Below are 24,816 nucleotides of genomic sequence, written 5' to 3'. Positions count from 1 at the left end.
CAATAACTAAACTTTGCGTTTCTTTGCGTAAACTCTTTGCGAACTTTGCGGTTAAAAAACTATTTAATTCCAAGCAACAAATACAGTTCATCCTTTTTATTCAAAGCCACAGAAATATTTTTCCCATCAATCAATTCGATCATATTTCCATTGAGGCTTCTGACCGCTTCCAAATTCAAGATAAAAGAACGCTGAACGCGAAAGAACATAGGCAATTTCAGCACTTCTTCCATAGACTTTAAAGTTCCGAGAGTTGTATAAGATCCGTCATTGATAACGAATTTCAGATAATCGCCTTGCGCTTCTACATAAAGGATTTCATTTAAAAGAATCTTAATCAGTTTTCCTTCCGATTTGATAAAAATGCGATCAGAATTAATTTGATGAACTGAAGTAGTTTTCTTTAACGAAAGATATTCTTTGGCACGATTTACGGCTTTCAGAAAACGATCAAAACGAACGGGTTTCAAGAGATAATCGGCTGCGCCAGTTTCAAAACCTTCTAGAGCAAAATTGCGGTGTGCCGTTATAAAAATAATAACTGGAGCGTTGGTAAGCGATTGCGCCAATTCTAAACCATTAAATTTAGGCATTTCGATATCGCTGAAAACAATATCAATTTCGTTTTCCTGTAGAAACAATAACGCTTTAGACGCTTCTCCAAACGAAGCCTTCAGTTCCAAAAACGGAATTTCAGCAATAAACGATTCGATAATATCTCTTGCAATTGGCTCGTCGTCAACAACAATGCATTTCAACTTTTCCATTATTTTCTTAAAACTATTTTTAAATCGACTTTAAACGAATTTTCCAGTCTTTTAATTTCTAATTCATATTGATCGGGATACAGCAATTCTAAGCGTTTACGGGCGTTCTCCACTCCTATTCCGCCAAAATCAGAATCGTTTGCCGTTTCTTCCAAATCATTTTCTAAACTAAACCAAAAAGTATTGTTTTCAATCTTAACATTTAGTTTTATAAAGGCATTTTGGCTCTTTAAACCGTATTTAAAAGCATTTTCTATAAAAGTAAATGTCAGAAGCGGTGCAACAAAAAGTCCTGCGGTTTGTCCTTCAATAACCACCTGAATATCCGTTTCATCAGCATAACGCATTTTTTCTAAAGCGATATAATTTTTAATGAAATCCAATTCTTTTTCCAAACGGACAATTTCGGTATTCGATTCATAGAGCGTATAACTCATAATATCTGAAAGATTCAAGATTACTTCTGGAGCCAGATTGTCTTTTCTAACCGTCAATCCGTATAGATTATTCAAGGTATTAAATAAAAAATGCGGGTTTAACTGCGCTTTTAGAAAGTCTTTTTCAATTTGAATATTCTGAATTTCTAAAGCTGTTTTTTCTCTTTCTATTTGAAATTTCTTATTATACAATTTCGTGATTTCGACCAAAATTTTAGCAAAGCAAAAAGGCGAAAGCAACGAAATGATAATTATAGTCTGCGAAAGCATTCTTTTTAGCGAAACTGCTTCAAAAAAACGTTGTTCTGCGCTCATTTTGATCACGCCTTTTAATTCTCCGAAATCAACTTCAAGACCTAAAGCATAATACAAAAGCGAAATAAAGTACGTTGAAGCCATCCAAACAAAAATCGAAAGAGGAAAAACCAATACTAACAGTACTATAATTCGAGTTTTGCTTCCTGAGAAAATCTTTGGAAGCAACAAATAAAACAGCATATAAAAGACAATAATATTGACCAAAGCCATTCTGATAGTCAGTAAAACAGCATCAAAATAAACCAAATGATAGCCAATTACATAGCTTAAAAACAATAAAACAGAGAAGCCGAACCACATGAAAACATGCAGTAGAATTCGATTTCTTTTGGTGAAAAAGCCGTCAAAATTCAGCGAAGCGATTTTATCTAAAAAATATCCCGAAGTCGATGTGGTATTTGGCATGTAATACGGTTGTAAAGCAGTTTCAAATATAACTTTAATTTGGCAGGTTTTATAAAATTCTAATTACCGCATTGATCAAATTAATCGTATTATGCCCTAGAATAGAATAAATGAGGTTTCCAGAAAACTGTCTTAAAATTCCAACGCTTAGAGACGAAATCAAGGTTAAGTACACCATTGTAATAATATCAAATTTCAAATGTAAATCTTGATCCAAAACCGCTCCGTGAGAAACTCCAAATAAAACCGTTACAATAACAAATGCCCAGCCAAATTTGATGCCTCGAAAGCTCCATGCTGGTTCAAAAGCTTTGTCTAAAAGCCATAAAGAGATTCCTCTAAAAAGAATTTCTTCTGTTAATCCAGGCATTGTAGCTTGAAAAAGAAAAGTTTCTAAATCGAAAGGATTTCCTTTTGGAAATAAAATCAGTTTGAAAATAATGTCGAAGAAAGTAAATCCGAAGAAAACCAGTAATCCAAATTTCAAGCTTGCTGACGAATTGGTTTTAGAAGTAAATCCGATTTTAATTCTTTCCTCTTTTGAAACCGAGAAAATAATAATCAATCCTAAAATTAGACTTAGAATTTTTCCTGACCAATTGAACTTTAAATCAAGATCAATCAATTGTTTTCCCGAAGCCTGTAAAAAAACATCGGCAAGGAAATATAAAATGAAAAAAACTAAATATTTCCAGTTTATTTTTTCCGTTTTAAAGCACGCAATAATAATAAGCGGAGCAATTAACAAAATCCAAAGAAGTGGCGTAAATAGTGACATAATTTTGATTTTTAAGGTTTTAATTTGAATCAAAAGTATATCGAGAGTATATCAATTAAAATTATGATCGGTAGAACACAGCATCCGCTCGGTGAAAATATTGTTTTACTCGATAATAGAATTGGATAAATAGAAAATGTGCCAATTAGATAATTACTCTCATTATCTAATTGGCACATTTTCTAATTGACACAATAATTATTTTCTACCACGTGTATTTCAATATCAAACGTGCATTAAACGGCGTTCCTGCGGTAAAATGAATTTCCTCAACAGGATCGGTTTCATTTGCCAATCTTGACTCTGTCAAGAATTGCGTTTCTTTCCATTTGGTATCAAAAATGTTATCGATGTTTACGCCAATCGAAACTTTCTTAATCTGATAATTCACAGAAAAATCAGTTATGCAGTACCCTTTTGCTACAACCGAGTTGTCTTCGTTTGCTGGTCTGTCGCCTAAGAAACGAGTTCTTATACTTCCTGAAAAACCTTTTAAATCCTTTACCGAAAGTCCGCTCATCAAAGTGTTTTTTGGAGCAAGAGGCAAATAATCGTTTCCTTTAGGTTCGTCTATTGCTCTTGCGTGTGTATAGGTATAATCTGCATTCCAGAACAACCAATTGGTCAATTGATATCTAATTCCAAAATCAAACCCTTTACGTTCTGTTTTTCCGCTTGGTTCAACAACAGCTTCGTCTCCTACGTACACAAATTCCTGAGCTAGATATAAATACCAAAGAGCCGAATTGACAATCATTCTTGGAAATGGTTTCCAGTTTAAACCTAAATCTGTACCGTATGTTTCTGGAAGAATTTTTTCGCCTTTTTGAGCCACTACCACTCGCGTATCATTACTGTGAAATCCTTTTCCTAATTTCAAGAAATAATTCAATTTGTCATTCTGAGTATACAAAAAGTTCAGTTTCGGGCTTACAATTGCTTTGGTCTGCGTCTGATTGCTGTAAGTTGACGCCAATTGATCTTCGTACCCAAATTTGAAATAATCTAAACGCAAACCTCCATTTACTAGCCATTTTCCCGATGTAAAATCAAGACTTGAATACGTAAATAAATTGGTCTGGTTTACCGTTCCTAAACTCAAATATTCTAAAACTGTCTTTCTGTTTAATGTATGAGATAATTCTACATCTTTATTATTATCGTTTCGAAGTCCAGCGCCTAATTTAAAACGCCATTGATTGTTTAATTTCTGATCGTATTCAGACTGAAAGCCTACAATAGTTCTGTTTTCTTTCTGTTTGATTTGATCGCCGTTTACAGGATCATTCAAGAAAAATGTAAAATTAGAATACAATTCAAAATCATATTTGCTTAAATAAGCACTGCTTTTGATATGTGTATTTTCATCAATTTTTGCATCATACTGCAGATTGAAATTGGTTCTATCGGTATTTCCTCCTTCATTTGAATCGATCGCTCCGAAATGCGAAATTGTTCCGTCGTTTACCGCACGATCTGGGATTTGTCCACTCGCATCCCATTGGCTTTTAAAATGCGAAACCGAAATAGCCAGACGATCTCCGTTTTCCATTTTAGCATTGTATTTTCCAAACAAATTAATTCGGTTAAAATTCTGAGGTGCATCAAAATAGCCATCGGTCATCATATATTCTCCCGCAAAATAAGCCGACTGGTTTTCTTTGTTCAATAAATTAAACATTGCCACAGTACGAAAAGTATCAAACTGTCCGCCTTCAAAAGAAATAGAGCTATTTTGCAAAGCATTTTTGGTATTAAAACCAACATATCCTGCAGTTGTAAAATCGCCTTTATCTACAAAATAAGCACCTTTATCAAAATCAATATTATCGACTGTTTCTGGAATCACAAAATGCAAATCAGAATAGCCTTGTCCGTGTGCGTGTGAAACCATATTTACCGGCATTCCGTCTACAGTGATATTAATATCGGTTCCGTGATCGCAGTCAAAACCTCTTAAAAAGATTTGCTCTGCTTTTCCTCCTCCCGCATGCTGACCTATGAAAAGCCCTGGAACTTTTCGCAATAAGTCCTGAGAATTTGAAATAGGCTGAATTTCAAAATCGATTTTAGAAATGGTATTCAGATATTTTAGATTATTGCCAATCTTAACTTCTTCCAGTAAAAATGGCTTTTCTTGTAATGAAATAGTCAGAAAATCTAAAGAAGCTAGTTTTATTTTTTGAGTTGAAAATCCTTTTTTAGTAATAACCAAACTATCATTTACCTGTACACCTTCTAAAGTAAATTTTCCGTTTGCATCGGTGTGAGCATGTGTTTTAGAATTTAGATTTCGAATTAAAACTTCTGATGATGCTTTTCCGTCAGAATCATTTACAATACCGCTTAAAGATTGTGCATTAATAGAAAAAGAGAGAATAAAAAAGACAAGTGCTGATAAAGATTTCATTGCTATTTTGGTAACTTATTGGAATAATTTGAGCGCAAAAATAGCATAAAAAAGCATTTTTCAGCTTTATTCTAGTGAATCTGAAATATTCTTTCTCTTAGGGTCATAAAGCATAGCAGTACACAAACAGTTTTTTCTTTCCTTGCTTAATAATATTGGACAATTGATACAGCTTTTGCAGTTTTCCCAAAAAAGTTCATCGTTCGTTAATTCAGAATAAGTTACGGGTTCAAAACCGAGTTCGTGATTCATTTTCATAACGGCAAGACCTGTCGTAAGACTGAAAATAAGCGCTTCTGGATGTTTTTTACGGCAGAGTTCAAAGATTTTTCTTTTAATTTTTTTGGCTAAACCTGTATGTCTAAACTCAGGCGCGACAATTAATCCAGAATTAGAAACATATTTTCCGTTTTCCCACAAAGATATAAAAGCAAAACCTGCCCATTTTCCGTCTGGTGCAAACGCAATAATAGCTTCACCTTCTTTCATCTTTTTCTCGAGTAACTCTGGTGGTCGTCCTGAAATACCAGTTCCGCGTGCTTTGGCAGATAATAGTGTTTCTTTACAAATCTCATTTATATGCAAAATATGCCTAGCCGTTGCCTCTTCGATAATAAAATCATACGATTCACTAACTTTTTCATCAGAAGAAAAAACAGCTGTATCTCTCCTATCCTCAATGGTTTTCATACTATGGCACTAAACTATTTTAGCAATCAGCATAACCGTGATAAAAAGAACTACCGTAAATACCATTAAGTTGACGAATCGATCTTTGTTTCGTCTAGATTTATTTGAAAAATACGTTTTTGTGATTTCTTTATTTCTTTTGTTACTTGTTTTCATATTCTTTAAGTGTTTTACAATTAAGGGCTGGTTTAATAATCCACAATATAAAAACAAAAGGCATGCCACAGCAACGCAACCCGCAATAAACCACTCATTATAAAACAAATAATAAAAAGTCAGTTTTAGTTAATTTGTCAAAACTTATCAAAATGATACGATGATTTTCAAAATGAAAGGGATTCAAATAAAAAAGCTCTAAATCGAAATTTAGAGCTTCTTTAATTTATATAATGCTTTTAAATTAATCCCACTGATTGTTTTTGGAAACAGCAAATTTCCCCGCTCCAGTAAAGAACAATGCAAGAGCGCCTAAAAAATACAACATTAATAATTCTAAAGCATAACCGCCGTGCTCGCTAATTGAGAAAATCTCCTGAGCATGCGCCGTTGCAACTGCTACAACACAAGTTATTGCCAAAAGAACTGCTGCAATTCTAGTTCTGAATCCTAATAAAATGGCAATTGGAGCTAAAACTTCGCCGATGTAAACTGCATATCCAAATGCACCCATGTTTTCTACAAGGAACGAAATTCCGTGAATCAGTTTAGAAACACCGTGAAAAAGCATTAGTCCACCAGTACTTAAACGTAATAGCAATAATCCAAGGTCTGTGTTTTTTGAAATCATAAATAATTTTGTTTTAGGTTAAAAATTTATATCCAAATTGGGTTTGTAAGCCGACGAAAATACAAAATTTTCTTATTTAAAAACAATATTATTTAAAACAGTTCCAAATAACCCTTTTAAGCTATCACAAGGCCGATTTTATGCTTTAAAACCTAATGGCAATCTTTCCAATTGTTCGGCCTGACTCCAAAAGTTCATGTGCTTTTTTTAGATTTTCAGCTGTAAGCCCATTCAGTGTCATGTTTAAAGTTGTTTTCAGAATGCCATCGTCCAACAAATCTGCTACAATATTCAAGATATTATGCTGTTCAATCATATCTTCTGTTTGATACATAGATCGTGTGTACATTAATTCCCAAGAAAAAGACACGCTTTTGCTCTTTAATTTGGTTAATGCAACAGGATCGCTGCTTCCGGTAATAGAGGCAATATGTCCTTGAGGTTTAATTAATTCGACCATTGTATCCCAATAAGCATTGGTGTCTACAAAGTCTAAAATAAAATCAACATACTCAAAACCAGCATCTCGAACAGATGAAACCAAATCTTTATGATCTACCACAAAATCAGCTCCCTGCTTTTTGCACCATTCAATAGTTTCAGGGCGCGATGCTGTTGCAATAACGGTTAAACCTGCAATTTTCTTGGCCAATTGAATGGCGATCGAACCGACTCCGCCAGCACCTCCAATTATTAAAATAGATTTTCCTTTGTCTTTATCTGCCGTAATTCTGATTCTGTCAAATAGAATTTCCCAAGCCGTTAAAGCCGTTAACGGAATTACAGCAGCTTCTTCGATACTTAACGATTTAGGCTTTCGGCCCACAATTCTTTCGTCAATAATCTGATATTCAGCATTGCTTCCTTGTTTGGTAATATCTCCTGCATAATATACAGGATCTCCAATTTCAAACAAAGTAACATCTTGTCCGACAGCCTGAACAATTCCGACAGCATCCCAACCAATGATTTTTGGAATTTCTAAAACAGTATCTTTAGCGCTATTCTGGCGAATCTTAAAATCGACCGGATTTACCGAAATCGCATCAATTTTAACTAATAAATCGTGTGGTCCCGGAATTGGTTTTATAGCTTCAAATTCGATAAAACTATCTGGGTTTTCTATAGGTAATGATGTTTTAAATCCTATTGCTTTCATTTCTTTTAATGTTTAAATTAAAACTATACTACAAATATAACACGAGTTGAAATCTCTTAATTGGTATATTTTGAGCGTATATTTGTATATATTAAGCACAATGTGTTTTTTGTTTCACGCAGATTTTACAGATTATAGCTGATTCTGCAGATTTTTTATTTAAAATTTGCTAGGATCTGCTCAAATCCTTTAAAATCTGCGTGAAATAATTTTAAAGACTAAATTTGCTAAAAATACTACACTATGAATATAAGAAAAGCCGAAAAATCAGACTCAAAATATATTGCACCTATATTATTGTTAGCAATGGAAGATATTATCTACAAGTTTATTGCGAAAGAAGATTACGCTTCTGCGAAAGACTTTCTACAGCATTTCGTCGAAAGTGAAAATAATCAATATTCGTATCAAAACTGTTTTGTAGCCGAGGAAAATAACGAAATCATTGGCGCGGTAAACATTTATAATGGTGCTGATATTGAAAAATTAAGAAATCCTATAGTTGAATATGTGAGGAAACACCATAATCCTGAATTTGATCCAGAGTTTGAAACCCGCGCTGGAGAATATTATATTGATTCTTTAGGTGTGAATCCTAAATATCAGGGAAAAGGAATTGGTTCTCAATTATTGCAATTTTTGATTGATAAATACGTTCATAAAAATAAAGAGGTTTTAGGTCTGCTCGTTGAAGAGGACAATCCGAGTGCTAAAAAACTGTATTTAAAGCTTGGTTTTAAAGTAGTTGGAAACAAAACTTTGGTTAAGAAGAACCTGGAACATCTTCAAATCAAAAATTAATTATAGAATGAAAAACATCACAATATTAGAAGCAGGTTTAATTTTAAGAATAGTTTTAGGAATCACAATGCTTTCGGCCGTAGCAGACCGATTTGGAGTATGGGGCGCACCGGGATCTCACCAAGTTGCCTGGGGAAATTGGGAAAACTTTGTTATCTACACACAAACCCTAAATTCATTTGCTAACAAAGCAACAGCAGAAATTCTGGCAGCAATTGCCACTTTCTTTGAAGTTTTACTAAGTCTTCTACTATTATTTGGTTTCAAAACTAGACTTGCAGCCTTAGGAACTACTATTTTAATGTTCTTTTTTGCTTTTGCCATGTCGGTTTCTGTTTCTGTAAAAGCACCTCTAGATTATTCGGTTTGGACAAGTTGTGCGGCGGCTTTACTATTGGCGAATATTGGTAAAACATCTTTTGCGGTTGATAATAGAATATAAAAAACGGGAGCGCAATTAGACGCTCCCGTTTTTTATTTAATCTTTTCAGTTTTTTTTCGAAAATAAATTCGTTTTGGAAATTGATCTTCCATGCTTTCTTCTAAACCAAATTCTTCATAATTTAATGATCGTAATATATCGATCAAAGCAGTATCTACGGCAAAAGTTTTCACCCAAATTAAATCGTGTTTTCGCTGGTAAGCAATTTCTTCTGCTCGTTTAATAAGCGCTGTTAAATCTTCTTCATCAAAATAAATAATCTCGCTTAGATTAATTGCTTTTGACGCTCCTAGATTTTCGTTTAATATTCTTGACGAATCTAGTTTTAAATAAGATTGAGGAATTTCGCCAAGATATGCCATGAGAATTTCTATCGAAAAATCATTCTGAATTCTAAACAATTCTTTTTGAGAAAGATACTGTTCTGCATATTTTTCTCCTAAGTCTTTTTCCTTAAATAAATTGGTATAAAACCGAACGGCCTTGTCTTCCATCCAAGAGACATTATCATTAATTATAACAACAAATTTTGCAATTTTACTCATTTCTTTTCCTTTTAATAAAAGAGCAAAATTCTATCGATTATAGGTCTGAAAAAAGAGCGATACGGCTTCAAATTTGTGCAAAATGTCGGAAAACCGATTTTAATTGTTCTGCTTTTTTCGATATTCTAAAGGTGAAATTCCTTCATAATTTTTAAAGAATCGTCCAAAAACAGATTGATCAGAAAAATGCAGCAAATCACTGATCTGATTGATTGACATTTTTTTATTCTGCAATAAAACTTTGGCTTCCAAAATTACAATTTCGTTAATCCAGTCACTTGCCGTTTTACCGCTGTACTTTTTAATGACTTCAGACAAATATTTTCGACTTACATTCAATTCATCAGCATAATGCTGAACCGTTCTAAAATTCAAAAAATCTTTAAAAAGAAGTTCTTTAAATTTTTCGAATAAAATATTCTGTACTTCTGTAGAGCTTTTTTCTATCTGAATGGCATCAATCTCATAAATCAAAATATACAGATAACTCCTTAAAATAGAAGCCTGATGCTTAGACTTGTCTTCTGACGCTTCTTTAATCAAATTAAAAATACGTTCAAACTTATCTTCATCTGTTTTTGCAAGCTGAGATAAGTGATTATGACTGTTTTCAAAGAAATCATATTGCGCAAGAAAAAATACATTTGCCTGATTTTCGAGAAAGAAATGCGGTTTAAAGAATATAATATCGATTAAAATTTCATCATCATTTTTAGAAAAACTCCTAATCACAGATGGTCCCAAAGTAATAATGGCTGGAGCATGAACTACTTTTCTCTCGAGTCCACTCTGCATGATTATGCTTCCTTTTCTTAGAAACTCAATTGCATAACTTTCTGCGCGATAAGGCTCACTGACATAAGGATGGTTGCTAGTCTGGATATAGAAATATTCTTCCTGATCTGCATGAGAAAACAAACTCTTATGATGCGTTAAGGAATAAGTGAGGATTTTATTCTTCAATACTGCTCTTTTTGATAATCATTGTATTTTTCAAATATAAGCACTTTTTAGTAGCCGTTTTTGATTGAGACTGCGACTAAACTCCAAAAACATTTTTAAGGTATATTTAAGTTCATGAACAAATTTGTATTCGTAAATTAGCAATTACAAAAACATATCTTAAATGACAATACTTACCTTTACGCTTATAATGATTCTGGGGGCTTTTTTAGCAGGTTTCATCGGTTCATTATCAGGCTTAGGAGGCGGTATCATTATTATTCCGCTTCTTACGATTATTCTCGGTGTCGATATTCATTATGCCATTGGAGCTGCTTTAGTCTCTGTTATCGCCACTTCTTCTGGTTCTGCCGCTGCTTATGTAAAAGAAGGAATCACCAACATGCGAATGGGAATTTTTCTCGAAATCGCCACTACTATTGGAGCGGTTTGCGGAGCATTGCTTTCTACCATTGCACCGACTTCTTTTATCGCCGTTTTGTTCGGTTTAACGCTGATTTTCTCTGCCATTAATTCGCTTCGAAAAAAAGAAGAACATATTGTTTTAGAATCTAGTCCGCTGGCTAAAAAGCTAAAATTAGACGGAACTTATCCTTCTCACGACGGCGAAGTCATAAAATACGGAACTAAAAATGTAATTGGCGGTTTCAGTATGATGGGAGTTGCTGGAATGATGTCGGGTCTTCTCGGAATTGGCTCTGGAGCTTTTAAAGTAATCGCGATGGATAACATTATGCGTGTTCCTTTTAAAGTTTCAACTACAACCAGTAATTTTATGATGGGCGTTACAGCAATGGCAAGTTCTGTAATTTATATTCAAAAAGGATATATCGAGCCAGGAATCTGTATGCCAGTTGTAATTGGAGTTTTGTTTGGAGCTATGGCTGGAGCCAAAATCTTAGTGCGAACAAATCCGAAGAAATTGAGAATATTTTTTGCCTGCCTGATTTTTGTTCTGGCAATAAACATGATTTATAACGGACTAAATGGAAAAATCTAATATGGTACAGGAAGAAAAATTTGGAGAAAAAGATTTTCAAACTATCATAGGGAACTTGCTTCGTTATGGAGTTTGGATTTCGTTATCAGTAGCCTTTATTGGCGGAATTGTTTATTTGATCCACAACGGAAATCAGATTGAGGATTATTCTGTTTTTAAAGAAAATGACCGAAATATATTTGAAGTAATTGCGGCAATTTACAATGGTGCAATTCAAGGAAATGGTGAATCATTAATATTTACAGGAATCATTTTCTTATTTATGACACCTGTTTTGCGCGTATTGCTTTCGTTATTTTCATTTTTATTGGAAAAAGATTACTTGTACGTTGGGATTACGTTGATAGTAATCATAATTATAATTATCAGTATTTCGTTTGGTTTCTCACATTAAGAAAATTTTAGACTGTAGATTGTAGATTTTGGAATTTGGAATTTAATTATTGGAATTTAGCTTTATTTTATGGAAATAGGAATAGACAGTTTTGCTTCGGCAATGTATGGCGACAACAATACTCTGAGCAGCGTTGATGCCATGGAACAGCTATTGCAGAGAATTGAATTTGCAGATCAGGCTGGTCTTGATGTTTTCGGGATTGGAGAACATCATAAAAAAGAGTTTTTAGATTCTGCTACAGCTGTTATTTTGAGTGCGGCGGCGGCAAGAACAAAAAATATCCGACTTACAAGTGCCGTGACTGTTTTAAGCGCTGCAGATCCTGTGAGAGTTTATCAAAGCTTTGCCACTTTAGATTTGATTTCTAAAGGAAGGACTGAAATTGTTGTAGGGAGAGGATCTGCCATTGAAGCTTATCCGCTTTTTGGATATGATTTGAGAGATTATGATGCTCTTTTTAAAGAAAAACTTGAACTTCTTCTTCAAATTAGAGATAATGAATTTGTTTCTTGGGAAGGAAAATTTCGTCCTGCTTTAAATAATTTACCCGTTTACCCAAGAGCTTTACAAGAAAAATTACCCATTTGGCTTGGTGTTGGCGGAACTCCGGAATCTTTTATCAGAGCAGGCTCGTTGGGACTTCCATTAATGGTTGCTGTTATCGGTGGACAAACGCATCGTTTTAAACCTTTAGTTGATTTGTATAGAGAAGCTGGAAAAGCTGCAGGCTTTAAATCTAACGAATTAAAAGTTGGTTTGCATTCGCCTGGATATGTTGGAACTTCAACAGAAAAAGCAATTGAAGAATATTATCCAGGTTACGCCGAATTATGGACCAAATTAGGATATGAAAGAGGCTGGCCTCCTGTAACCAAAGGCAAATTTGATGGTTTAATTGATGACTTAGGTGTTCTTATTGTTGGAGGTCCAGAAAGAGCAGCGGAGAAAATCATTAGACATAGCGAAGCGCTTGGAGGCGTAGACCGTTTTACATTCCAAATGGATAATGCTGGATTGACACACAAACAGTTAATGAATGCTATTGAATTGATTGGGACAAAATTGATTCCTTTAATTAAGAAAGGATAGATTATTAATCCCGCAATCCCGATAGCTATCGGGATGCACAGATTAAAAGGATTTTTTTTTAGAAATTGAATAGCGTCCAGCTTTAGCTTGATGAAAATATAAACAAAAATTAAAGGCTTTAGCCAAACATCACTAGTTTGGCTAAAGCCTTTTTTCAATCTTAATTTGTTATCTCCAGTTAAAACTGAAGGCAATTCAAAAGAATTACCATTCTCCTAACCTTAACCTTAGAATCTCAGAACCTTAGTGTCTAAAAAAAAGCACCCAACAATGAAGTCAGATGCTTTTTTGTATGATTTGTAATTTTTCAACGAAAACAAATCGGTTTAGAATTTGTAGGTAACACCAACTCTAAAGTTTCTTGGCGCTTCAGTCTGCCAGTAATAAGCATTTAGCCAGCTGTAGTATGAACCGCTATATAAATATTTATCTAAGATATTGAATACGTTTGCAGTAACTTTAAATTTACCTGTTTCATAAGATAAACCTCCATCCAATTTAAAATAAGAAGGCAATTTTTGAAGACCTGCACTCCAAGTATCTGTTTGGCGTCCGTCAAGGAAAGTTCCTCCAATAGAAGCACCAAAACCTTTTAGTTTACCATTTTGAAGCGTATAATTTAACCATGCATTTGCTGTGTGTTTCGCATAACCTGGAACAATATCCCCCACGTTAATGCCATTAGCTTCAGAAACATCTGGATCAACTTTAGTTACAGTTGACTCTGTAAACGCATAATTTGCAATAAGATTTAGACCGTCAAAGATTTTTCCTCTCAAATCAAATTCAACACCACGAGCTCTTTTTTCACCCAAAACTATTTTATACTGTTCATTTGGCTGATTATTAGGATCGGCTGTTAACTCATTCTTCTTTAAGATATTGTAAACCGATAAACTTGTATTCCAAGACCCTTCAAACCAATCTTTTTTAAGTCCAAATTCAACATTATTTCCAGTAAGAGGTTTTACATCACCACTTCTCACTACTCCAGATTGAGGTGTAAAAGCTTGATCATACAAACCGTAAACCGCAAAATCATCAGTAATAGAATAACTTAAACCAGCACGAGGCGTAATATGGCTATCCTCAATTGGTTCTGCCTCATAGCTACTAGTTTGGCTAATCCAAGTATATCTCGCAGCAAGAGTCAATCTTAATCTATTTTCTAAAAAGCCAAGCTCATCTTGAACATAACCAGCAGCATATTTCGAACCGTAAAGCCCGCCAGCTCTCTGGCTTAAAGGAGTTTCATGGTCGAACTGTGGAAAACCATTTGAAGGCGTACCATAATTTGGATTATAAACATTAAACGGATTATCAACCGTATCTAAATCATGCGATTGTCCCCAATCTGCCATATAATCTTTGCTTCCTAAATCTACTCCTCCTAATACTTTATGAGAAACATTTCCTGTATTGAATTTTCCATTTACGAAAATCTGTCCTAAATACATATTGCTTTCAGCATCCCATATACCAACGTTTCTAATGATTTCTCCATAAGCAAGATTTCCTTCAGGAACACCATCAAAATCTCGATCTGCAGGTCCTGGCCCTACAACTCCCGGCCATGAACTATATCCTTGCTGAATATATTTAAAATAAGAAGTCTGTGCAGTAAGTTTCCAATTTTCGTCAAACTTATGTTCAAACTGTAAGTAACCGCTATGATCCTGAATATTGGTATCAGGCAATCCTGGCTGCGTCATGGTAAAACCTACAGGTAAAGTTGCATAACCACCTGCTTGAGGTCCAAAAACATAATATGATCCCACTTCGGTCATGTTTGCATATTGGAAATTATATTCGGCCGTGATTTTTGTTTTATCATCAATCTGATATGAAATCACTGGAGCAATTACATAGCGGTTATTGCGCTCAAACGGACGGTGTGATCCTTTGTTTTGAGCTGCTCCGTTAAATCTATAAAGCAATTTTCCTTTTTTATCTAATTTCCCGTCAAAATCAACGCTTACTCTATAAAAATCGTAGCTTCCGCCAAGTACACTCACCTCACCTTTTGTAACTCCCGTTGGTTTTTTAGTTACCACATTATACAATCCGCTTGGATCTCCGCTTGAAAGCATGAATCCTGCTGGTCCTTTTACAAACTCAATATGATCTACAAAACTCATATCTTCTGTTAATGGTCCCCAGAAAGAAGAAACTACGTTAAATCCGTTTCTAAAAGCCTGAATTTGAGAACCTCTCATGGTAATATTCGTATACAAATCTCCCCAGTGCTCCAAACGGACAGCTCCACTCACGTTACGAATTACCCCATCGCTCATACTTGTAATTTGCTGATCTTTTAAAGTCTGACCACTTACAATTTGTATATTTTGAGGAATTTCTAAAACCGGAGTTTGAAGACGCAATGACAATGAAGGGTTATCTTGCTTGTATTTATTCTTTGTAATTACCACTTCTTCAAGATCTTCTTGACTTTCAGAAAGAGAAAAATTCTTAGTTGTCGTTTGCTTTGAATTGACTACAATCTTATCCTCGACAGGTTGAATTCCTACTCCATTTAATACGATGGTATACGTTCCAGGTTTTACATTTTTAATTTCATAATGTCCTGAAACAGTTGTAATATCTGAATATTTTGTTCCTTTTAACGCTACAGCTATATTTTCTGCTGGTTTATTGCCACTCAAAGAAACTTTTCCGTTTACAGTTCCAAGCTGTTGCGCCATTATATTTAATGAGCTCAAAAACAGCACGAAAAGATAAACTTTTGCATTACTAATTATTTTCATTGGTTTTGATTTTAAATTGAGCGACAAAAGTATGTGCTAATCTCAACTTTTCCAAATTATTTTAATTCATTCTAAATAAATAAAACAAATTAGACTAAATCAGTAGGAATAAATTTGAGAAATTGCCAATTCTAAGTTATTTCCTGATAATATTAATCTACATTAAGTTTGAAACCAAAATCTATTTCTATCTTTATATTTGAAAAATCTCAATGACCAAAAACAAATAACTTCCTGATATGAAATCGAATACAATAAGAAAAGTAGCCATTGTGGGGTATAACAGAATCCCTTTTGCAAGAGCCAATACGGCCTATTCTAATGTGGGAAACAAAGAAATGATGATCGCAGCACTCAATGGTCTTATTGATAAATATAATCTAAAAGGGAAATTATTGGGCGAAGTTGCTGGAGGCGCTGTAATTAAACATACTTACGACAACAATTTGATTCGTGAATCTGTTATGCAAACCAGTCTTGATCCTGCAACTCCTGCATGCGATTTACAGCAAGCCTGTGATACCGGAATTGAAAGTGCTATTTACATTGCTAACAAAATTGCACTCGGGCAAATTGATTCTGGAATTGCTGGAGGGGTTGATTCTATCAGCGATATGCCAATTGCAATTAGCGAAAAACTTCGAAAAATATTATTAGAAGCTAGACAAGCAAAATCATTGGGCGGAAAAATCAAGACATTTCTAAAACTTCGTCCAAAAGATTTGTCTCCTTTAGTTCCTAGAAATGAAGAATCTCAGACTGGACTTTCTATGGGCGGACATACCGAAATCACGGCGAAATATTATAAAATATCAAGAGAAGAACAAGATGAGTTTGCTTTGAAAAGTCATTTAAACATGGCAAAAGCCTATGATGAAGGTTTTTTTAATGATATGATTACACCTTTTAACGGATTAGAAAAAGATAACAATCTAAGAAGAGACAGCACAATTGAAAAATTAGCCAAATTAAAACCCGCTTTTGATAAAGTTAATGGAACATTGACTGCAGGAAATTCAACTCCTTTAACAGATGGTGCCTCTTGTATTCTTTTAGCTAGTGAAGAATGGGCAAAAGAACAAGGATTACCTATTTTGGCTTATATTAGTTTCGCAGAAATTGCTGCAATTGAATACGTTAAAAATCAGCAGAATCTTTTATTAGCGCCTTTGTTTGCTGCTTCAAGAATGCTAGAAAAAGCAGAATTAAACCTTCAGGATTTCGATTATTATGAAATTCACGAAGCTTTTGCTGCACAAACTTTGGCCACTCTAAAAATCTGGGAAAGTCCAGAATTGAGTGCCGAAATTGGCTTAAAGAAACCATTAGGCGCAATAGATCGAAATAAACTGAATGTAAAAGGAAGCAGTTTAGCAGCCGCTCACCCTTTTGCTGCAACTGGAGGAAGAATTATTGGCGTAATGGCAAAATTATTAAACGAAAAAGGCTCAGGAAAAGGATTAATCTCGATCTGTGCTGCAGGCGGTCAAGGAGTTACTATGATAATTGAGAAATAAATGAATATTTTACAAAAAACTTTAGGAGCAATTTTTCCTCCATACAAATACAATATAATTAGAAAAGAACAAGGCATTCTTTTTAATGCTATAATTGATGCATTACCTGAAGAGCTGACTGAAATAAAGATTCAAACTAAAAGCGGTTCTCTTTTTGACTTGGCAAATTGGAAATTGTATCCAGATTTTAAAAATACTATTATGTGGTATGCTGGAGAAACCTATCTTAAATGTAAAAAAAGAGGAAAAAATTTTAAACTATCCGGGTTAAAAATATTTTCAGATAAAAATAATAGCTTTGAAAATATAGAACTTCTAATTCAAGATAATTTACTTATTGGACTAAAAATAACCAATTCAAATTATCAACTAGATGAATTCAAATTATCTTCTATTGACAATCAAAATTTTGAAATTCTAAATTTTGATTTTCCACCAAATGGAATTGATCTTTTTTACGATAATCTTGATAGTAATATCAAAGAAAGACTAAATTATAATGAATTGTTTGACATTGATTTTAATGGCAGAATTTTTTATGCATTTTATGATTTAGAAGATGGAAATTATTTAGCTGTCGATAAAAAACAAAATGTTTATTCGTTAATTCATGATGCAAAACCTATGGCTTCTAAAATGAAAATAACATTTTTAGAAATTTTAGAACAAATTGAAAATAAACAATTTGATATAAATGCACATTTTGACGACAGATATAGCAAATAATTTCATTTCAAAAAGCATAAAATATTACAGAAATAACCTGTAAATTAATTATTTATACTAAATTAGAGCGTCTTTAAAAAATTTTGCGTCAATTCATTTTAAACCACTAAAAATGATGGAATCAAAAATACCCGAAGGTCCTCTTGCTGATAAATGGAGTCTTTACAAGTCTAAAGCCAAACTAGTAAATCCCGCAAACCGAAAAAAGCTAAATATTATAGTCGTCGGAACCGGTCTGGCGGGCGCTTCGTGTGCGGCATCTCTTGCCGAACAAGGCTATAACATAAAGTCTTTCTGTTTTCAGGATTCTCCTAGACGTGCGCATTCTGTTGCCGCTCAAGGCGGAGTAAATGCTGCAAAAAATTACAAAAATGACGGCGATAGCACTTTTAGAATGTTTTATGACACTATAAAAGGTGGCGATTTTAGATCTCGTGAAGCCAATGTTTATCGTTTAGCGGAATGTTCTGCACATCTTATTGATCACGCCGTTGCACAAGGTGTGCCCTTTGCAAGAGAATATGCAGGATATTTAAACAATAGATCTTTTGGAGGCGTTCAGGTTTCTCGAACTTTTTATGCGAGAGGTCAAACCGGACAGCAGCTTTTGTTAGGAGCTTATCAAGCTTTGGAACGTCAAGCATCTTTAGGAAAAGTGGATTTGTATACGCGTCACGAAATGCTTGAACTCGTTGTTATTGATGGCAAAGCCAAAGGAATAATTGCACGAAATCTTGAAACTGGAATTTTAGAACGTCACGCTGCAGATGCCGTTGTACTGGCTTCGGGCGGTTACGGAAAAGTATATTATCTGTCTACTTTGGCAATGGGTTGCAATAGTTCTGCCATTTGGAGAGCGCACAAAAAAGGTGCTTTTATGGCTGGCGTGAGCTGGATTCAGTTTCATCCTACTTCATTGCCACAACATGGAGAAAACCAATCAAAGCTGACTTTAATGTCGGAATCGCTTCGAAATGACGGACGAATTTGGGTTCCTAAAAAAGCAGCCGATGAGCGAAATGCAAATGCTATTCCTGAAGAAGAACGCGATTATTACTTAGAACGCCGTTATCCTTCATTTGGAAATCTTGCTCCTAGAGATATTTCCTCAAGAGCAGCAAAAGAAAGAATTGATGCCGGTCATGGTGTTGGACCAATGAAAAATGCTATTTATCTCGATTTCTCGGATGCTATTAAAGCGCAGGGAAAAGATAAAATAGAAGCCAAATACAGCAACCTTTTTGCCATGTATGAAAAGATTACGGGCATAAACGCTTACAAAGAACCTATGCTGATTTCACCTTCAGCGCATTTTACTATGGGCGGACTTTGGGTCGATTATGAATTGATGACTACCATTCCAGGTTTATTTGCTCTAGGAGAAGCTAATTTTGCCGATCATGGTGCGAATCGTCTTGGGGCAAATTCGCTGCTTCAAGCCTGTGTCGATGGTTATTTTATTGCTCCTTACACCATTCCAAACTATCTCGCTGATGAATTAAATTCGACTAAACCTGATATCTCGCATCCTGCATTTGAAGAAGCTGAGAAAACAGTGAGAAGACAGCTGGATCGTTTTCTGCATACCAACGGAACCCTTTCAGCAGATTATTTCCATAAAAAAATCGGACGTCTTTTATATGAAAAATGCGGTCTTTCGCGAAGCAGACAAAAACTGGAAGAAGCTTTAATAGAAATCCGTGAACTGAAAGCTTCATTTGAAAAAGATCTCAGAATTACAGGAGATAATACTTTAAACAGTGAACTTGAAAAAGCCGGACGAATTGCCGATTATATCGAATTGGCCGAATTAATGTGTTACGATGCTTTACAACGCGAAGAATCCTGCGGTGCACACTTTAGAGAAGAATACCAAACGGCCGACGGAGAAGCTGTCCGCAACGACGCTGAATTCTGTTATGTATCGGCTTGGGAATGGAAAGGATTAAATAATGAACCCGAACTTCATAAAGAACCTTTAACCTTTGAATCGGTGGAACTTGCAGTGAGAAGCTATAAATAAAATGGTGAATTGTTAATGAAGATACAAGAAGCAAGATAAAAGATATGAAGTGAACTTGAAACTTCTAAAAAGTTGTCTCCCTGAGCGAAGTCGAAGGGCACAAAGCGAGAAGCTTCGACTTCGCTCAGCCTGACAAACAATATCAAAAACTTGAAACCTGAAACATGAAACTAAAAAAACAAAAAGCATGAAACTTTATCTAAAAATATGGCGACAGTTTAATTCTTCTTCAAAAGGAGAAATGACAGATTATGAAATTGATGGAGTGTCAGAACATATGTCCTTTCTAGAAATGCTGGATCTTTTGAACGAATCTCTTATTCAAAACGGCGAACGCGTAATAGAATTTGACCATGACTGCCGTGAAGGAATCTGCGGACAATGCGGCGTAATGATAAATGGACGCGCTCACGGGCCTTTAAAAAATACCACAACTTGCCAGCTTCATATGAGGAGTTTTAAAGATGGAGACACTATTTATATTGAACCTTTTCGTGCAAAAGCTTTTCCTGTTTTACGTGATTTAAAAATTGATCGAAAAGCATTTGATTCTATTATCGCTTCAGGAGGATTCATTGGTGCTTCAACAGGTCAGGCGCCAGAAGCAAATAGCATTCCGATCTCGTATGAAACCGCCGAAGCTGCTTTTGATGCTGCAGCCTGCATTGGATGCGGAGCCTGTGTCGCTTCGTGCAAAAATGCCAGCGCAGCTTTGTTTGTTGGTGCCAAAATAACACATCTCGCATTATTACCGCAAGGGAAATTAGAAGCGCCTAAACGTGCTATTTCTATGGTCAAACAAATGGATCAAGAAGGTTTTGGAGCCTGTTCTGATACAAGAGCCTGCGAAATCGAATGCCCGCAAGGAATTTCGGTTCTTTCTATTGCTAAGATGAATTTAGAATATATGAAAGCTTTGACTTTTAGGAAGTAAGTTATTTTTGCCACAAAGACGCTAAGGCGCAAAGTTTTAAACTTAAAAAAAGGAAAAGCTTTGCGCCTTAGCGTCTTTGCGAGATTAAATATACTTTTAATACTTTACGCTTATCCTTCGACTTCGCTCAGGAAGACAAACAGTACTAACCATTTTTCAAAAAAAATTTGCGACTCTGCTCCCGATAGCTATCGGGATTGCGAGACTAAAAAAGCTTTGTGTCTTTGTGTCTTAGCGGCAAAAAAAATTAAACCGTAAAATAAGGCGTCAAAATATCTTCAAAATTGTACAATCCTTTTTCTTTCTCTTTTAGATTTTCGGCCACAAAAATAACTCCGTTCCCAAAAGCTTCCCTCGAAATCGATTCGTGAATTAAACGCACGGTTTGAAAAGGAAAACCAAAAATGACTTCATGTTTTCCGACAATTCCTCCTGCCCTAACCGAATTGATATTCTCTTTATCCACATCAAGCGCTTCTGCTATTTTCACTGCTGTTCCAGACGTTCCTTGTTTGGTTTTAAAGTGCTCTTCGTTTACTTCGATATCAACCCAAGGTGCAATTTTCTTTAAAAATTTTGCGGCAAATAATAAATAATTAACTCCCAAAGTGATATTTGGCGACCAAAATACTGTGGTTTTTTTCGAGAGCTTTTTCAGGAAATCCAGTTCTTTATCTTTATAATGAGAAATGGCCGAAATGATTTTTATATTTTTCTTCGCTGCCACTTCTCCATAGGTGTAAATTCCTTGATGTGACGAAAAATCTATAATGACATCAACAGGATGCTTTTCTAATAACTCTTCAATAGAAGTTTTAGAACTAGAATAGATTAAGCCGGGTTCTTCTGACTGCACTCCAAAAAATTCTGGAACAGATCTGTGTTCTAAAACCGTACTTTGGCGTAAAACCCATTCTAGACAGAATTTTTTATTTTCTAATAATATTGAAGCTACTGATTTTCCAGTTTTTCCGAATCCGATTAATCCTATTTTCATAAGCATTTATTTGTTTATGGGCGAAGCTTGCCCGGTTGAAAATATTGATATTGTAAGATGTTCAATATCAATCCTAATTTTAAAGAATTCAGACCGTTTTAGAAACCGCCTGTTCATAAAAATAGAAAAATCATAACAGAATCACCAACTAAAACTTCATTTTATAACATAAAAATTATTTATTAGTACGATTTTATCTGTTAATACAAAATCAGGTTATCAAATTCTACCTATAATCGCATTTCTAAATTATTCAATTTAAAATGTTAAAAAATGGCATTAAAAAATGAATTGAGGAATGTACAAGTAAACATATTTTGACTAGATTTATGGCCTGATACCCCAAATAAATATCAGTAAGTAATGGCCTACAACAATAATGGACTGCTCCGTTTTTTAGATGCTCAGAATAAATTGTATTTGACAGCTCTAAACGAAATTAAGAAAGGTAAAAAAGAATCTCCTTGGATGTGGTTTATATTTCCGCAGATAAAAGGAATGGGTTCAAACGATACATCTAAATTTTACGAAATCAAAAATGCCGATGAAGCAATTGCTTTTCTGGAACACCCAATTTTAGGAAAACATCTTGTCGAAATCACTTCCGAACTCATCAAAAAGGAAGAAAATGTTTCTGATATTTTTGAAAGCATTGATCTAGAAAATCTTCAATCTTGCATGACCTTGTTTGCCAGCGTTCAAAATACAGAGCCTATTTTTCAGGAAGTGCTTCATAAACATTTTGACGGTTCATCCGATTTTCATACACTTCAATTATTGTATAGCAATCTTTAATGTTTTTTTTAAAACCGCTTATTTAAACGCAAAGACGCTAAGGTTTACACAAAGTTCGCAAAGTTTTTTAGACAAAGCCTTGCGGACTTTGCGTTTTTATAAAATCCAAATATTTAAAATTTTGCGTGCTTTGCGGTTAAGAATTACACTTATTCTGAATAAAATTTGTTCAAACATTTAATAATTTTATTTTATTTAGAATTAATATAAATAAACTTTTATATTTGCCGTTTTCTGAGCAAAATTGAGTTGTTTTTAAAATTTACTTAATATTGCTTTTTTCAAAGTAAATTTCGTTTAATGAATAAATATGCCAGTTTCGAATTAGATCTTTTCCATTCTTTTAAAGAAGGCGATGAAACTGCATTCAAGTTTTTTTACGATAAATATTTTAGAAGAATCCAATCTTTCAGCGTTCAGTTCATTTACGATCAGGATGAGGCTGAAAACCTTGCTCAAGAAGCCTTACTACATCTCTGGCAAAATAGAGAAAATGTGGAATCTATTAACGGAATCCAAGCCTTTCTGTTTACGTATGCTAAATCAAAATGTTTGAATTTGATTCGCCACAATAAAGTGAAGGACAAATTCAAAAATGACCTCTTAAACCATAAAGAAAGAGAACTGAATATTGAAGTTTTAAATTCGATTCAGTTTGACCCTTTAGAATTAACCGAATTAGAACGAATTATTCAGGAATCCATCAGCGATCTGCCACCAAAAACCCGAGAAGTTTTTATAAAAAAACGTTTCGAAAATAAAAAAAATGCAGAAATCGCAGAGGAAATGGGAGTTTCTTTAAAAGCTGTTGAAGCCCATATGACAAAGGCTTTGAAGATTTTAAAAACCCGATTATCTGATTATTTGTTCTTAATTTTTATCCTTATTTATAATAATTAAGAATAAAAGGTAGGGTATTTTAATTCTGAGGTGTACTTATAATGGCGAGAAGTTTTAAAACGCAAATATGACATCGGAAATAATAAACAAATACCTTTCTAACGAAGCTTCAGAACAAGAAGTTCAGGCACTTTTTGATTGGATCGAAGTATCAGAAGAAAACAAGAATCAATTTATAAAGGCGAAGAAGATTTGGGCACTAACCACTCTTTGTTCAGATTTATCTATTGAGACTGTTCCGGTAATCCAGATGAAACCAAAAAACAAAATCAGACAGTATTTACAATATGCTGCAGTGTTTTTAGTATTTCTGGGTTTAGGAACAACTGTTTACTTATTTAGCAACAAAGCTGAAACTTCAAAAGAAATTGTTCTAGAATTGGGCGACGGCCGTCTGGAATATATATCTGGAAAAAAAGAAACTGCATTGTTGAATGACAAAGGTGATTTGATTGCCAAAAAATTTCCGACTCAAATTATTTACTTTGGCAAAGTTCAGGATCATAAAGTGATCTATAATTCTCTTTCTGTTCCGTACGGAAAACGCTTCAAGCTTAAACTCTCAGATGGTACTGTTGTGAGTTTAAATTCGGGAACCACTTTACGCTATCCGGAGCAATTTGGACTTAACGGAAACAGAAATGTTTACTTAACCGGTGAAGCATTTTTTGAAGTTGCCAAAGACAAAGAGCATCCGTTTATTGTTCATGCAAATCAGGCAGATATTGAGGTTCTCGGGACTACTTTTAATGTGAGCGCGTATCCTGAAAACCCTACGGTTAATAGTACATTAATTGAAGGCAGTATTCAAATGTCTGAAGCTGCTAATCCTTCTAACGCTATTTTGCTCGAGCCAAACCAAATGGCGACATGGCAGAATAATTCAAAAAAATTGGTCTTAAAAGAAGTTGATCCAGCCTTTTATGCTGCCTGGACAAAAGGTGAACTTGCTTTTAAAGACACCCCATTTTCTACAATCGCTAAAATTATTCAGCGTACTTATGATGTTGAAATTATCAACGAAAATTCTGATTTGGCCAGACAGAATTTTACGGGTACAATTAAAATTAGCGAATCTAGTGTCGAAAACATTTTAGACCTGCTAAAACGTGACACGCCTTTTAATTATTCTATTCAACAAAAAACCATTACAATTACCAATCCGCGATAA

24 protein-coding genes are annotated in these 24,816 nt (G+C 34.5%); 12 read left to right on the top strand and 12 right to left on the bottom strand.

What is annotated here, in order from left to right; genetic code table 11:
- Window positions 1–59: 59 nt before the first annotated feature.
- The 8 genes from JI750_RS11710 to JI750_RS11675 all read right to left on the bottom strand — a co-directional run bounded on the left by JI750_RS11710 (window position 60) and on the right by JI750_RS11675 (window position 7,751).
- Window positions 60–767 (bottom strand): LytR/AlgR family response regulator transcription factor, encoded by a 708-nt coding sequence (locus tag JI750_RS11710; protein ID WP_202001818.1) that lies wholly within the window; start codon window positions 765–767, stop codon window positions 60–62.
- Window positions 767–1,927 (bottom strand): sensor histidine kinase, encoded by a 1,161-nt coding sequence (locus JI750_RS11705; RefSeq protein WP_202001815.1) that lies wholly within the window; start codon window positions 1,925–1,927, stop codon window positions 767–769. Before JI750_RS11705 ends, JI750_RS11710 begins: the two co-directional genes overlap by 1 nt.
- A gap of 49 nt (window positions 1,928–1,976) precedes the next feature.
- The gene (locus tag JI750_RS11700) at window positions 1,977–2,705 is read right to left on the bottom strand and encodes a CPBP family intramembrane glutamic endopeptidase (protein WP_202001812.1); all 729 of its coding nucleotides are present in this window, start codon (window positions 2,703–2,705) and stop codon (window positions 1,977–1,979) included.
- Between the two features lie 205 nt (window positions 2,706–2,910).
- Window positions 2,911–5,115 (bottom strand): TonB-dependent receptor, encoded by a 2,205-nt coding sequence (locus JI750_RS11695; RefSeq protein WP_202001808.1) that lies wholly within the window; start codon window positions 5,113–5,115, stop codon window positions 2,911–2,913.
- A gap of 66 nt (window positions 5,116–5,181) precedes the next feature.
- The gene (locus JI750_RS11690; RefSeq protein ID WP_202001805.1) at window positions 5,182–5,805 is read right to left on the bottom strand and encodes a GNAT family N-acetyltransferase; all 624 of its coding nucleotides are present in this window, start codon (window positions 5,803–5,805) and stop codon (window positions 5,182–5,184) included.
- A gap of 9 nt (window positions 5,806–5,814) precedes the next feature.
- Entirely contained in the window at window positions 5,815–5,961 is a 147-nt protein-coding gene (locus JI750_RS11685; RefSeq protein WP_202001802.1) for a hypothetical protein, read from the bottom strand.
- Window positions 5,962–6,205: 244 nt separating this feature from the next.
- Complete coding sequence (locus JI750_RS11680) at window positions 6,206–6,592, bottom strand: DoxX family protein (RefSeq protein WP_202001797.1); 387 nt, start codon at window positions 6,590–6,592, stop codon at window positions 6,206–6,208.
- A gap of 145 nt (window positions 6,593–6,737) precedes the next feature.
- Window positions 6,738–7,751, bottom strand: a complete 1,014-nt coding sequence (locus JI750_RS11675) for a zinc-binding alcohol dehydrogenase family protein (protein WP_202001794.1) — start codon at window positions 7,749–7,751, stop codon at window positions 6,738–6,740.
- Window positions 7,752–7,994: 243 nt separating this feature from the next.
- Here JI750_RS11675 and JI750_RS11670 point away from each other — a divergent pair, with 243 nt between their 5' ends.
- Together JI750_RS11670 and JI750_RS11665 are read left to right on the top strand one after the other, a co-directional pair.
- On the top strand, window positions 7,995–8,552 hold the full coding sequence (locus tag JI750_RS11670; RefSeq protein ID WP_202001791.1) for a GNAT family N-acetyltransferase: 558 nt from the start codon (window positions 7,995–7,997) through the stop codon (window positions 8,550–8,552).
- A 7-nt stretch (window positions 8,553–8,559) separates the two neighbouring features.
- Complete coding sequence (locus JI750_RS11665) at window positions 8,560–8,994, top strand: DoxX family membrane protein (protein ID WP_202001788.1); 435 nt, start codon at window positions 8,560–8,562, stop codon at window positions 8,992–8,994.
- Between the two features lie 32 nt (window positions 8,995–9,026).
- Here JI750_RS11665 and JI750_RS11660 read toward each other — a convergent pair whose 3' ends face one another.
- Both JI750_RS11660 and JI750_RS11655 read right to left on the bottom strand, forming a co-directional pair.
- On the bottom strand, window positions 9,027–9,539 hold the full coding sequence (locus JI750_RS11660; protein WP_202001786.1) for a hypothetical protein: 513 nt from the start codon (window positions 9,537–9,539) through the stop codon (window positions 9,027–9,029).
- A gap of 99 nt (window positions 9,540–9,638) precedes the next feature.
- Window positions 9,639–10,502, bottom strand: a complete 864-nt coding sequence (locus JI750_RS11655) for a helix-turn-helix domain-containing protein (protein WP_202001783.1) — start codon at window positions 10,500–10,502, stop codon at window positions 9,639–9,641.
- A 163-nt stretch (window positions 10,503–10,665) separates the two neighbouring features.
- Between JI750_RS11655 and JI750_RS11650 the strand changes: the two genes are divergently transcribed.
- The 3 genes from JI750_RS11650 (at window position 10,666) to JI750_RS11640 (ending at window position 12,988) form a co-directional block, all read left to right on the top strand.
- Complete coding sequence (locus tag JI750_RS11650) at window positions 10,666–11,502, top strand: sulfite exporter TauE/SafE family protein (RefSeq protein WP_202001780.1); 837 nt, start codon at window positions 10,666–10,668, stop codon at window positions 11,500–11,502.
- Window positions 11,489–11,896 carry a DUF1634 domain-containing protein gene (locus JI750_RS11645; protein ID WP_202001777.1) on the top strand — a complete coding sequence of 136 codons (408 nt, stop codon included), beginning with the start codon at window positions 11,489–11,491 and terminating at the stop codon, window positions 11,894–11,896. Before JI750_RS11650 ends, JI750_RS11645 begins: the two co-directional genes overlap by 14 nt.
- 69 nt (window positions 11,897–11,965) lie before the next feature.
- Window positions 11,966–12,988, top strand: a complete 1,023-nt coding sequence (locus JI750_RS11640) for an LLM class flavin-dependent oxidoreductase (RefSeq protein WP_202001774.1) — start codon at window positions 11,966–11,968, stop codon at window positions 12,986–12,988.
- Between the two features lie 326 nt (window positions 12,989–13,314).
- On the opposite strand, the gene JI750_RS11635 is transcribed toward JI750_RS11640, so the two are convergent.
- Window positions 13,315–15,753 (bottom strand): TonB-dependent receptor, encoded by a 2,439-nt coding sequence (locus tag JI750_RS11635; protein WP_202001771.1) that lies wholly within the window; start codon window positions 15,751–15,753, stop codon window positions 13,315–13,317.
- A 239-nt stretch (window positions 15,754–15,992) separates the two neighbouring features.
- On the opposite strand from JI750_RS11635, the gene JI750_RS11630 reads away from it, so the two are divergent.
- The 4 genes from JI750_RS11630 (at window position 15,993) to JI750_RS11615 (ending at window position 20,953) form a co-directional block, all read left to right on the top strand.
- Window positions 15,993–17,270 carry an acetyl-CoA C-acetyltransferase gene (locus JI750_RS11630; RefSeq protein WP_202001768.1) on the top strand — a complete coding sequence of 426 codons (1,278 nt, stop codon included), beginning with the start codon at window positions 15,993–15,995 and terminating at the stop codon, window positions 17,268–17,270.
- Window positions 17,271–17,996, top strand: a complete 726-nt coding sequence (locus JI750_RS11625; protein WP_202001766.1) for a hypothetical protein — start codon at window positions 17,271–17,273, stop codon at window positions 17,994–17,996.
- 112 nt (window positions 17,997–18,108) lie between these two features.
- Window positions 18,109–20,019, top strand: coding sequence for a fumarate reductase/succinate dehydrogenase flavoprotein subunit (locus tag JI750_RS11620; protein ID WP_202001764.1), 1,911 nt, complete (start codon window positions 18,109–18,111; stop codon window positions 20,017–20,019).
- A gap of 187 nt (window positions 20,020–20,206) precedes the next feature.
- Window positions 20,207–20,953: a succinate dehydrogenase/fumarate reductase iron-sulfur subunit gene (locus JI750_RS11615; protein ID WP_202001762.1), complete on the top strand. Its 747-nt coding sequence runs from the start codon at window positions 20,207–20,209 to the stop codon at window positions 20,951–20,953.
- Window positions 20,954–21,200: 247 nt separating this feature from the next.
- Here JI750_RS11615 and JI750_RS11610 read toward each other — a convergent pair whose 3' ends face one another.
- Entirely contained in the window at window positions 21,201–21,950 is a 750-nt protein-coding gene (locus JI750_RS11610; protein ID WP_202001760.1) for a 4-hydroxy-tetrahydrodipicolinate reductase, read from the bottom strand.
- A gap of 363 nt (window positions 21,951–22,313) precedes the next feature.
- On the opposite strand from JI750_RS11610, the gene JI750_RS11605 reads away from it, so the two are divergent.
- The 3 genes from JI750_RS11605 (at window position 22,314) to JI750_RS11595 (ending at window position 24,816) form a co-directional block, all read left to right on the top strand.
- Window positions 22,314–22,745, top strand: a complete 432-nt coding sequence (locus JI750_RS11605; RefSeq protein WP_202001756.1) for a DUF1810 domain-containing protein — start codon at window positions 22,314–22,316, stop codon at window positions 22,743–22,745.
- A 300-nt stretch (window positions 22,746–23,045) separates the two neighbouring features.
- Complete coding sequence (locus JI750_RS11600) at window positions 23,046–23,645, top strand: RNA polymerase sigma-70 factor (protein ID WP_202001753.1); 600 nt, start codon at window positions 23,046–23,048, stop codon at window positions 23,643–23,645.
- 67 nt (window positions 23,646–23,712) lie between these two features.
- The gene (locus JI750_RS11595) at window positions 23,713–24,816 is read left to right on the top strand and encodes a FecR family protein (RefSeq protein ID WP_202001750.1); all 1,104 of its coding nucleotides are present in this window, start codon (window positions 23,713–23,715) and stop codon (window positions 24,814–24,816) included.

The organism is Flavobacterium tagetis (genome assembly GCF_016735615.1).
Taxonomy (GTDB): Bacteria; Bacteroidota; Bacteroidia; order Flavobacteriales; family Flavobacteriaceae; genus Flavobacterium; species Flavobacterium tagetis.
The sequence above is the reverse complement of the archived record's forward strand: the minus strand, read 5'-3'. Positions and strand labels throughout refer to the sequence as shown.

What these genes read in the sequence shown, in the direction of transcription:
- JI750_RS11710 (WP_202001818.1), bottom strand. Translation starts at nt 767, where the DNA reads ATGGAAAAGTTGAAATGCATTGTTGTTGACGACGAGCCAATTGCAAGA.
- JI750_RS11705 (WP_202001815.1), bottom strand. Translation starts at nt 1,927, where the DNA reads ATGCCAAATACCACATCGACTTCGGGATATTTTTTAGATAAAATCGCT.
- JI750_RS11700 (WP_202001812.1), bottom strand. Translation starts at nt 2,705, where the DNA reads ATGTCACTATTTACGCCACTTCTTTGGATTTTGTTAATTGCTCCGCTT.
- JI750_RS11695 (WP_202001808.1), bottom strand. Translation starts at nt 5,115, where the DNA reads ATGAAATCTTTATCAGCACTTGTCTTTTTTATTCTCTCTTTTTCTATT.
- JI750_RS11690 (WP_202001805.1), bottom strand. Translation starts at nt 5,805, where the DNA reads ATGAAAACCATTGAGGATAGGAGAGATACAGCTGTTTTTTCTTCTGAT.
- JI750_RS11685 (WP_202001802.1), bottom strand. Translation starts at nt 5,961, where the DNA reads ATGAAAACAAGTAACAAAAGAAATAAAGAAATCACAAAAACGTATTTT.
- JI750_RS11680 (WP_202001797.1), bottom strand. Translation starts at nt 6,592, where the DNA reads ATGATTTCAAAAAACACAGACCTTGGATTATTGCTATTACGTTTAAGT.
- JI750_RS11675 (WP_202001794.1), bottom strand. Translation starts at nt 7,751, where the DNA reads ATGAAAGCAATAGGATTTAAAACATCATTACCTATAGAAAACCCAGAT.
- JI750_RS11670 (WP_202001791.1), top strand. Translation starts at nt 7,995, where the DNA reads ATGAATATAAGAAAAGCCGAAAAATCAGACTCAAAATATATTGCACCT.
- JI750_RS11665 (WP_202001788.1), top strand. Translation starts at nt 8,560, where the DNA reads ATGAAAAACATCACAATATTAGAAGCAGGTTTAATTTTAAGAATAGTT.
- JI750_RS11660 (WP_202001786.1), bottom strand. Translation starts at nt 9,539, where the DNA reads ATGAGTAAAATTGCAAAATTTGTTGTTATAATTAATGATAATGTCTCT.
- JI750_RS11650 (WP_202001780.1), top strand. Translation starts at nt 10,666, where the DNA reads ATGACAATACTTACCTTTACGCTTATAATGATTCTGGGGGCTTTTTTA.
- JI750_RS11645 (WP_202001777.1), top strand. Translation starts at nt 11,489, where the DNA reads ATGGAAAAATCTAATATGGTACAGGAAGAAAAATTTGGAGAAAAAGAT.
- JI750_RS11640 (WP_202001774.1), top strand. Translation starts at nt 11,966, where the DNA reads ATGGAAATAGGAATAGACAGTTTTGCTTCGGCAATGTATGGCGACAAC.
- JI750_RS11635 (WP_202001771.1), bottom strand. Translation starts at nt 15,753, where the DNA reads ATGAAAATAATTAGTAATGCAAAAGTTTATCTTTTCGTGCTGTTTTTG.
- JI750_RS11630 (WP_202001768.1), top strand. Translation starts at nt 15,993, where the DNA reads ATGAAATCGAATACAATAAGAAAAGTAGCCATTGTGGGGTATAACAGA.
- JI750_RS11625 (WP_202001766.1), top strand. Translation starts at nt 17,271, where the DNA reads ATGAATATTTTACAAAAAACTTTAGGAGCAATTTTTCCTCCATACAAA.
- JI750_RS11620 (WP_202001764.1), top strand. Translation starts at nt 18,109, where the DNA reads ATGATGGAATCAAAAATACCCGAAGGTCCTCTTGCTGATAAATGGAGT.
- JI750_RS11615 (WP_202001762.1), top strand. Translation starts at nt 20,207, where the DNA reads ATGAAACTTTATCTAAAAATATGGCGACAGTTTAATTCTTCTTCAAAA.
- JI750_RS11610 (WP_202001760.1), bottom strand. Translation starts at nt 21,950, where the DNA reads ATGAAAATAGGATTAATCGGATTCGGAAAAACTGGAAAATCAGTAGCT.
- JI750_RS11605 (WP_202001756.1), top strand. Translation starts at nt 22,314, where the DNA reads ATGGCCTACAACAATAATGGACTGCTCCGTTTTTTAGATGCTCAGAAT.
- JI750_RS11600 (WP_202001753.1), top strand. Translation starts at nt 23,046, where the DNA reads ATGAATAAATATGCCAGTTTCGAATTAGATCTTTTCCATTCTTTTAAA.
- JI750_RS11595 (WP_202001750.1), top strand. Translation starts at nt 23,713, where the DNA reads ATGACATCGGAAATAATAAACAAATACCTTTCTAACGAAGCTTCAGAA.